Below are 8529 nucleotides of genomic sequence, written 5' to 3' on the forward strand. Positions count from 1 at the left end.
GTGAGTGGTCAGAACCAGATCGTCTAGCGGAAGCGGTCGGTAGAATCGAGATAGTCTCGGACATAGCCAGCGACCGCGTCCTCGAGCGACGTGAAGCCGCCGTTGTAGCCGGCGGCCAACAGCCGGTCGACCTTGCTCTGGGTGAAATACTGGTAGCTGCCGCGAATCGCTTCGGGCATGTCGATGTACTCGATCCGGGGCGTCGCACCGAGCGTGGCATAGGCCGCCAGCATCATGTCCTTGAAGCTGCGCGCCTGTCCCGTGCCGACGTTGAACAGGCCCGAGACGGAGGGAGAGGCCAACAGCCACAGCATCACGCGGACGACGTCGTCGACGTAGATGAAGTCGCGGCGCTGGTCGCCATCGGCGATGCCTTCACGGTGCGACTTGAACAGTTGCAGGGTGTGCCCGGCCTTGATGTCGTCGAAGCGGCGGGTCAGCACGCTCATCATCGATCCCTTGTGGTATTCGTTGGGACCGAACACGTTGAAGAACTTCAGCCCGGCATATTGTGGCGGCAACCTTTCGCCGCGCTCGGCGCGCGCAGCGACCGCCATGTCGAACAGATGCTTGCTCCAGCCATAGAGATTCATCGGCCGCAACGTCTTCAGCGCCGCGAGCGACGGATCATCCACGAAGCCCTGCGCGCCGTCGCCATAGGTCGCCGCCGACGAGGCGTAGATGAACGGCGTGGAACTTTCGGTGCACCAGTCGAGCAGGCGCAGCGAACTCCGGAAATTTTGCTCCATCACGAGGTCGCCGTCGGTGACCGTCGTGGCGGAAATGGCTCCCATGTGCAGGACGGCGTCAAGCCGACGGCCCCTTAGCCATTCGCCCAGATCGGATGGCGGCACGACGTCCGCCAGCTGCCGCTTGGCGAGGTTGCGCCACTTGCCCTCGCTGCCGAGCGTGTCGCAGACGACGACATCCGTGCGTCCCGCGTCGTTCAACGCTGCAACCAGATTCGATCCGATAAACCCGGCGCCGCCGGTCACCAGCAACATTCAGCAACCCGTCCTGATCCCGAAAACCCCGCCCTCGCGTAGCGCATGCGACGGCAAAGTGTAAGCGCTTTGGTGTCGGCTCGCTCGGGCCACTTTACCTGCGGCGGCCGAGCGGCTACCAGCGCGCCAAAGCCAGGCAGACAAAGAATGAATTCGAATTCGACCAAGGTCGAGGTGGACGCGGCGGACACCAGCCCGATCCTGATCATTCCCTATATGTGGATCGGCGATTTCGTGCGCGGCCACACCGTCGTGCGGGTGCTCAAGGAGCGCTGGCCGAACCGGCCGGTCGACCTGCTGGTGACCTCGCTGTGCGCGCCGCTGGTGAATTACATGCCCGGGGTCCGCTCTGGCATCGTCTGGGATCTGCCGCGCAGCCGGCTGGCGCTCGGCCGGCAATGGCAGCTCGCCGCGATGTTGCGCGAACGTCGCTATCGGACCGCCCTGGTGATGCCGCGAACCTGGAAATCGGCGCTGGCACCGGCGCTGGCCGGCATCCCCGAGCGGGTGGGCTTCGTCGGCGAGGTCCGCTTCGGCCTGCTCAACCGCTGGCGCTGGGGCGAGAAGGCGCTGCCCCGCTTCATCGACAAGAATGCCGCGCTGGCGCTGCCCGACGGGGCGCCGCTGCCGCCGGAATGGCCGGTCCCACAGCTGCGGGTACCGCCGGAGGACGTCGCGCGCTGGCGCGAGGCCAATGACCTGGGAAACAGCCCGGCCGTGGCGCTGGCACCGGGGTCGGTGGGGGCCGCCAAGCGCTGGCCCTATTACGGCGAGGCGGCCCGGCTGTTGCGCAATGCCGGCCTCGACGTCTGGGTGGTCGGCGGCCCCGGCGAGAAGGCGCTGGCCGCCGAGATCGTCGCCGCCGGCGGACCGGCCGTCCGCGACCTCACTGGAACCGACTTGCGCAACGGTATCCTGGCCATGGCCGCGGCCGGCGTCGCCATCTCCAATGATTCGGGGCTCATGCACATCGCCGCGGCGCTGGGGACGCCGACCATGGGTATCTTCGGTCCGACCAGCCCCTACCACTGGGCGCCGCTGAACGGTCTTGCGGCGACGGTCCAGACCAGGACACAGGTCCCCTGCCAGCCCTGCCACCGCCCGGTCTGCCGGATGAACGACCACCGCTGCATGCGCGACATTCCGGCAACCGATGTTGCCACCATCGCCCAGCGGATCCTTGCTGACGCGGCCATACCGGTCGTGCACTAGCTTGCGAAGCGACACCGCGCCCCATACACCGGCCCTGACGTAACCCGAGCCGCCACGTGACCCGCGCCCCCGACCCGATCGCCAACCATCTCGCCCGCTCCCGCGCCGCCATGGAGCGCGCCGCCGACGATGCCGCGATGCTCGCCAGCGCCCGACGGATCGCGGCGAGGATCATCGCGGCGCTGCGCGGCGGCCACAAGCTGCTCATCGTCGGCAATGGCGGAAGCGCGGCGGACGCCCAGCACATCGCGGCCGAGATCGTCGGCCGCTACAAGCAGGAGCGGCCGGCCTATGCCGCCATCGCGCTGACCACCGACACCTCGGCGCTGACCGCGATCGGCAACGACTACGGCTTCGATCATGTCTTCGCCCGTCAGGTCGAAGCGCTCGGTACACCGGGCGACGTGCTGCTGGCGATCTCGACCTCCGGCCGCTCGCCGAGCATCCTCAATGCGCTGCGCAAGGCGCGCGAGCGCGGGCTGGTCACGGTCGGCTTCACCGGCGCCAAAGGCCTCGCGATGGGCGAATCGTGCGACGAGATGCTGGTGGCGCCGAGCGACGACACGCCGCTGATCCAGCAGATCCACCTCGCGACGGCCCACGGTATCTGCGAGGTGATCGAAGCGGCGCTGATGCAGGACGAGGGCTAGATGACGACTGCTCAGCTCAAGCCGGCGGCGTTTCTCGACCGCGACGGCGTCATCAATCACGACGACAACTACATCGGCTCGCGCGAGCGCATCCGTTGGATGCCGAATGTCGCCCACGCGATCCGGCGCCTCAATGACTCCGGCTATCACGTCTTCCTGTTCACCAACCAGTCCGGGGTTGCCCGCGGTCTGTTCAGCGAAGACGACGTCATGGGTCTGCACGACTGGATGCGGGCGGAGCTCGCGGCGCAGGGGGCTGTGATCGACGACATCCGCTATTGCCCCTACCACACCGAAGGCTCGGTCGAGCGCTATCTGCGCGAGCATCCCTGGCGCAAGCCGGCGCCCGGCATGATCCTCGACCTGATGCAGCACTGGCCCATCAGGCGCGAGGGCAGCTTCGTGATCGGCGACCGCACCTCGGACATCGCGGCCGCCGAGGCGGCCGGCCTGCCCGGCTTCCTGTTCGCCGGCGGCGATCTCGATGCGTTCGTCGCCGACATCATCGCTCAGACCAGTCGCCGATAAACGGCGGCGATCTTGTCGGCCTCGGCCTCGAGGCTGAATTTCTCCACCACGCGCTGCCGCGCCCGCGCGCCCATCGCCTGTGCGGCATCCGGATCCTGCATCAATGGCTCGAGCGCTGTGACCAGCGCATCGACGTCGCCGGGCGGGACCAGCACGCCTGTGACCCCATGCTCGACCACGATCTCCGCCGCCCCGGCGCGCGCCGCGACCAGCGCCGCACCGACGGCCATCGCCTCGATCAGCGTGAGACCAAAGCCTTCGTTGCGCGAGGTGAAGGCGTAGATCGTGAGACGCTGGTACCAGCGCTGCACGTCGGCGATGTCGAGCTCGCCGGTGATGACGATGCGCTGCTCCAGGCCCGCGGCGGCGATCTGCTTCTTCAGCTCGCTCGCGAACGGCATCTGCTCGGGCGTCACGGCGCCGACCAGCACGGCGGAAAAATCCGGAAAACGCGGCAGCAGCCGGCACATCGCGGCGACGAATACATCGCTGCCCTTCTGCGCACGGACGCGGCCGAAGCAACCGATGGCATGTTTTCCCGGCAGTCCGCTCTCGGCGAAGGCCGCGGCGCGATCCGCTGGCGGCGTATAGATCTCGGTGTCGACGCCATGCGTCACCACCGTCGCGTCGCGCTTCAGATAGGACGCCGAGATGTCGCTGGTGGCGATGATCGCGTCCATGCGGCGGATCAGCCAACGCGTGATCCAGCTGTGATGGCGCTGCGCGGCCGAGGTGAACACCAGCTTGAACGGCCAGCCGAGCGCACGCATGATCACGCCGACGATCATCTCGTTGTTGCGGCGCGCGTGCCAGATCAGCGGCCGCCGCCGACCCCACAGCTTGAAGAGACCGCTCGCACCGATCCGCGCAATCCCATCCGGCGCGTATGAACCGAGCCAGGCAGCGCGCTCGCGCTGCGCCAGCTTCGGCGCCACCATCCGATTGGTCGCCGTCACGCCGGAATAGCGCCGGTGCAGGTTGGGCACGATCACGTCGAGATCGGCGGCAGAAACACGCTCGGCTTGCACCACTCACTCCAATTGCAGCGGTTCCCTATACGCAACATTAAGCATCGCCGCCAGTTCGCTATGCACGCAAGAGGTCCTTCACTTCGCCGGCGTTAGTTTGCCGGAAAACAAACAGGGATCGCGTCAAACAATGACCGTGCTCGTGACCGGCGGCGCCGGCTATATCGGCAGCCACATGGTGCTGGCGCTGGCGGAAGCCGGCGAAAGCGTCGTGGTGATCGACAACCTCTCGACCGGCTTTTCGGCATTCGTCCCGGACGGCGTGCCGCTGTTCATCGGCGATGCCGGCGATGAAAATCTCGTGGATGGCGTCATCAGCCAGCACGGCGTCGACAGCATCATCCATTTGGCGGGCTCGGTCGTGGTGCCGGAATCGGTGCGCGATCCGCTGCTGTACTACCGCAACAACACGATGACCACGCGCAGCCTGTTGAATGCGGCGGTCAAGCGCGGCGTCAGCCGCTTCGTGTTCTCCTCGACCGCGGCCGTCTACGGCAATCCGGACGAGGTGCCGGTGCCCGAGAGCGCGCCGACCCGTCCGACCTCGCCCTACGGCACTTCGAAGCTGATGGCCGAGATCATCCTGCACGACGTCGCCTCGGCCTATGACCTCAACTACGTGGTGCTGCGCTACTTCAACGTCGCCGGCGCCGATCCATTCGGGCGCAGCGGGCTTGCCACCGTCGGCGCGACGCATCTGATGAAGATCGCGATGGAGGTCGCGACCGGCCAGCGCGCCAAGATCGACGTCTTCGGCACCGACTATCCGACCCCCGACGGCACCTGCATCCGCGATTTCATCCATGTCTGCGATCTCGTCCAGGTGCACCGCGCCGCGCTGGCCTATTTGCGCACCGGCGGCGGCTCGGTCACGCTGAATTGTGGGTACGGCCGCGGCTATTCCGTGCTCGAGACCATCGAGGCCGTCCGGCGCGTCTCCGGCCGCGCCATTCCCGTCCAATACGCGCCGCGCCGCCCCGGCGACATCATGAGCATGGTCGCCGACACCAGCCGTTTGAAGGCGCTGCTCGACTGGACCCCGACCTATGACGATCTGGAAACAATCGCCGCCCACGCCCTGACCTGGGAGGAGAAACTGTTCCTGGAACGCCACAGCGGCACGCTGCAGCGGGCCTCGGCCTAGAATCAATGACTTAGCCGGACGCCGGGGGGCTTGAAAAAGCCGCCCCGAGCGGGCAAGCACTGCTGTCCGCCCGGCGATTTGTCCCGGCGGCCAGGGACCAGAATGGCCGAATTTCCGAAGAAGATCACCGACGATCCCTATGGCGCCGCGATCCTGATCCGCCGCCTCGTGATGGAACAGGGCATCCTCTACTGGCGCCGCTATCTCACTGCTTTCGCGCTGATGGCGGTCTCGGCCGGCGCCAGCGCCGGCGCCGCCTACATCCTCGGCCAGGTCATCAACAAGGCCTATGTCGACAAGAGCATCCCCGGCATCGCGGTGCTCTCCGGCGTCACCGTGCTGCTCTTGTTCGTCAAGGGCGTCTCGACCTACGGCTACGCCGTCATCCTGTCGAAAATCTCCAACGCCATCCTCGCCAACAACCAGCGCCAGCTGTTCGCCAAGCTGATGAGCGAGAGCATCAGCTTCTTCTCCGAGCGGCATTCGTCGGAGTTCCTGGCCCGCCTCACCGCCGGCGCCAAGTCGATCACCGACGTCCTGACCATGCTGATCAACGCGATCGGCCGCGACCTGCTGCTGCTCATCAGCATGATCGCCGTGATGGTCGCGCAGGACCCCTGGATGTCGCTGCTCGGCCTGGTCGTCGTGCCGCCGGCCATGCTGGTGTTGCGCAAGCTGGTGAAGCGCATCAAGGGCCTCGCGCACAGCCAGTTCACCGGCAATGCCGACATCCTCGAGACGATGCAGGAATCGCTGCAGGGCATCCGCACCGTGAAAGCGTTCACGCTCGAGGACGCGATGCGCGCCCGCATCGACGAGAACATCGCGGTGGTCGAGCGCAACGCCAACAAGATGGCCCGCGTCTCCAACCGCTCCAACCCGCTGATGGAGATGCTGGGCGGCTTCGCGGTCGCCGGCTGTTTGATGTATGGCGGCTATGCCGTGGTCGCGCTCAACGCCACGCCCGGCCAGTTCTTCTCCTTCATGACCGCCTTCCTGATGGCGACCGAGCCGGCCAAGCGGCTGGCGCGGCTCAACATCGATCTCAACAGCCAGCTCGTCGGCGCGCGCATGCTGCTCGAAGTGGTCGACAGCCCCGCCAGCGAGCAGCCTGATGACGACAAGCCGGCGCTGAAGCTGACGCAGGCCAGGATCGAGCTGCGCGACGTCAGCTTCGCCTATCGCGACAACGAGCCGGTGCTCAACCGCATGAGTTTCGTCGCCGAGCCCGGCAAGGTCACCGCGCTGGTCGGCCCGTCCGGCGGCGGCAAGTCGACGGTGCTGGCGCTGCTGTTGCGCTTCTACGAGGCGACCTCGGGCGACATCCTGATCGACGGCCAGTCGATCTCGAACGTGTCGCGCCGCTCCCTGCGCGAGCAGACCGCCTATGTCGGCCAGGACGTCTACCTGTTCCGCGACTCGATCCGCGCCAACATCGCCTTCGGCAAGCCGGGCGCGACCGAGGCCGAGATCATCGAGGCGGCGAAGGCCGCCTGCGCGCACGACTTCATCATGAGCTTCCCGCTCGGCTACGACACCCCGGTCGGCGAGCACGGCACCCAGCTCTCCGGCGGCCAGCGCCAGCGCATCGCGGTGGCGCGTGCGCTGATCCGCAACGCGCCGATCATCCTGCTCGACGAGGCCACCGCGGCACTGGACTCCGAGTCGGAGCGGCAGGTGCAGGAGGCGATCGAGCATCTCTGCCAGAATCGCACCACCCTCGTCATCGCGCATCGCCTGCACACCATCATGAACGCCGACGCCATCCTGGTGGTCGAGGCCGGCGACATCGTCGAGCGCGGCCGGCATGACGATCTGTTGCGCCGTGGCGGCCGCTATGCTTCGTTCTTCCGCCTGCAACAGCGCGACATGGGGCCGAACGTCATCCCCATGACCGCCACCTCCTGACCCGCCCATTTCACCGCACCCGAGATCGTTTCATGAGCGCCTCCACCGTCATTCCGGCCCTGCCGCAGCCCTCTCTTCCCGTCGTGGGCGAAGCCGGCGTTTTTCCCGTTCGCCGCATCTGGTGCGTCGGCCGCAACTATCTCGAGCACATCCGCGAGATGGGCAATGACGAGCGCGATCCGCCGTTCTTCTTCGCCAAGCATGCCGACATGCTGGAGCCGGACGGCGCCGTGATCCCCTACCCGCCGCTCACCAAGGACATGCATCACGAGGTCGAGCTGGTGGTCGCGCTGAAGAGCGGAGGCCTCAACATCCCCACCGACAAGGCGCTCGACCACGTCTACGGCTACGCCGTCGGCATCGACCTCACCCGCCGCGACCTGCAGCTCGCCTCCCGCAAGATGCAGCGCCCCTGGGAGGTCGGCAAATCGTTCGACCATTCCGCGCCCTGCTCCGCGATCCAGCCCGCGTCCAAGATCGGCCACCCGTCGACGGGCAAGATCTGGCTGTCGGTCAACGGCACCGGGCGCCAGACGGGCGACCTCTCCGAGCTGATCTGGAACGTGCCGGAGATCATCTGGAAGCTCTCCCAGCAGGTCGAGCTCGCCGCCGGCGACATCATCATGACCGGCACGCCCGCGGGCGTCGCCGCGATCGTCCCCGGCGACAAGATCGAATGCGGCGTCGACGGCGTCGGCACGCTGAAGGTGTCGATTGGGCCAGCGGCGGCGTAAGCCGACGCGCCCACGGTCCTCGCAACACTTCCAAAAAGCCGCGCTCTGCGCGGCTTTTTTCGGTCTGGCGCCCGATCGCAGCCAAGCACCGGGTTCACCCTCCCCTGGAGGGGGAGGGTGAGACCTGCTTTGCGACATCATCTGATCCACAATCTCAAACAGCGTTCAGGCTGAGACGAGCATCCACGCTCTCGCGACGCATTCCGCGCCCGAGTGATGCTCCAATTCCCGCCCTCTCCAAGTGGAGGGCGCAGGGAAGGCCGGGCGCTGGCCGATCGGGATAGGGGGGAGTCTCGCGACTCCACCCCTCCCACACCACCG

General features: G+C 66.9%; 8 protein-coding genes. 6 read left to right on the forward strand and 2 right to left on the reverse strand.

Going from position 1 to position 8529, the window contains the following annotated elements; all coding sequences use genetic code 11:
- Nucleotides 1–23: 23 nt before the first annotated feature.
- The gene (rfaD, locus tag QX124_RS28825) at nt 24–1004 is read right to left on the reverse strand and encodes an ADP-glyceromanno-heptose 6-epimerase (RefSeq protein WP_315798960.1); all 981 of its coding nucleotides are present in this window, start codon (nt 1002–1004) and stop codon (nt 24–26) included.
- Between the two features lie 147 nt (nt 1005–1151).
- Between rfaD and waaF the strand changes: the two genes are divergently transcribed.
- From waaF to QX124_RS28840, 3 genes are all read left to right on the forward strand, one after another.
- Nucleotides 1152–2216 carry a lipopolysaccharide heptosyltransferase II gene (gene waaF / locus QX124_RS28830; RefSeq protein ID WP_315798961.1) on the forward strand — a complete coding sequence of 355 codons (1065 nt, stop codon included), beginning with the start codon at nt 1152–1154 and terminating at the stop codon, nt 2214–2216.
- A 110-nt stretch (nt 2217–2326) separates the two neighbouring features.
- Nucleotides 2327–2866, forward strand: coding sequence for a D-sedoheptulose 7-phosphate isomerase (locus tag QX124_RS28835; RefSeq protein WP_409997766.1), 540 nt, complete (start codon nt 2327–2329; stop codon nt 2864–2866).
- The gene (locus tag QX124_RS28840; protein ID WP_315759124.1) at nt 2867–3394 is read left to right on the forward strand and encodes an HAD family hydrolase; all 528 of its coding nucleotides are present in this window, start codon (nt 2867–2869) and stop codon (nt 3392–3394) included.
- Here the strand turns inward: QX124_RS28840 and QX124_RS28845 are convergent.
- Complete coding sequence (locus tag QX124_RS28845) at nt 3376–4422, reverse strand: glycosyltransferase family 4 protein (RefSeq protein ID WP_315798963.1); 1047 nt, start codon at nt 4420–4422, stop codon at nt 3376–3378. The two genes, QX124_RS28840 and QX124_RS28845, sit on opposite strands and share 19 nt — an antisense overlap.
- Nucleotides 4423–4552: 130 nt before the next feature.
- Here QX124_RS28845 and galE point away from each other — a divergent pair, with 130 nt between their 5' ends.
- The 3 genes from galE to QX124_RS28860 all read left to right on the forward strand — a co-directional run bounded on the left by galE (nt 4553) and on the right by QX124_RS28860 (nt 8208).
- Entirely contained in the window at nt 4553–5566 is a 1014-nt protein-coding gene (gene galE, locus QX124_RS28850; RefSeq protein WP_315738944.1) for a UDP-glucose 4-epimerase GalE, read from the forward strand.
- Between the two features lie 102 nt (nt 5567–5668).
- Nucleotides 5669–7474: an ABC transporter ATP-binding protein gene (locus tag QX124_RS28855; RefSeq protein ID WP_315798964.1), complete on the forward strand. Its 1806-nt coding sequence runs from the start codon at nt 5669–5671 to the stop codon at nt 7472–7474.
- 32 nt (nt 7475–7506) lie between these two features.
- Nucleotides 7507–8208 (forward strand): fumarylacetoacetate hydrolase family protein, encoded by a 702-nt coding sequence (locus QX124_RS28860; RefSeq protein WP_315798965.1) that lies wholly within the window; start codon nt 7507–7509, stop codon nt 8206–8208.
- The last annotated feature ends 321 nt before the right edge of the window (nt 8209–8529 follow it).

The organism is Bradyrhizobium sp. SZCCHNRI3043 (assembly GCF_032377735.1).
Classification (GTDB): Bacteria; Pseudomonadota; Alphaproteobacteria; order Rhizobiales; family Xanthobacteraceae; genus Bradyrhizobium.

Excerpts from the sequence above, each read along its gene's own strand:
- rfaD (WP_315798960.1), bottom strand. The coding sequence starts at position 1,004 with ATGTTGCTGGTGACCGGCGGCGCCGGGTTTATCGGATCGAATCTGGTT.
- waaF (WP_315798961.1), top strand. The coding sequence starts at position 1,152 with ATGAATTCGAATTCGACCAAGGTCGAGGTGGACGCGGCGGACACCAGC.
- QX124_RS28835 (WP_409997766.1), top strand. The coding sequence starts at position 2,327 with ATGGAGCGCGCCGCCGACGATGCCGCGATGCTCGCCAGCGCCCGACGG.
- QX124_RS28840 (WP_315759124.1), top strand. The coding sequence starts at position 2,867 with ATGACGACTGCTCAGCTCAAGCCGGCGGCGTTTCTCGACCGCGACGGC.
- galE (WP_315738944.1), top strand. The coding sequence starts at position 4,553 with ATGACCGTGCTCGTGACCGGCGGCGCCGGCTATATCGGCAGCCACATG.
- QX124_RS28855 (WP_315798964.1), top strand. The coding sequence starts at position 5,669 with ATGGCCGAATTTCCGAAGAAGATCACCGACGATCCCTATGGCGCCGCG.
- QX124_RS28860 (WP_315798965.1), top strand. The coding sequence starts at position 7,507 with ATGAGCGCCTCCACCGTCATTCCGGCCCTGCCGCAGCCCTCTCTTCCC.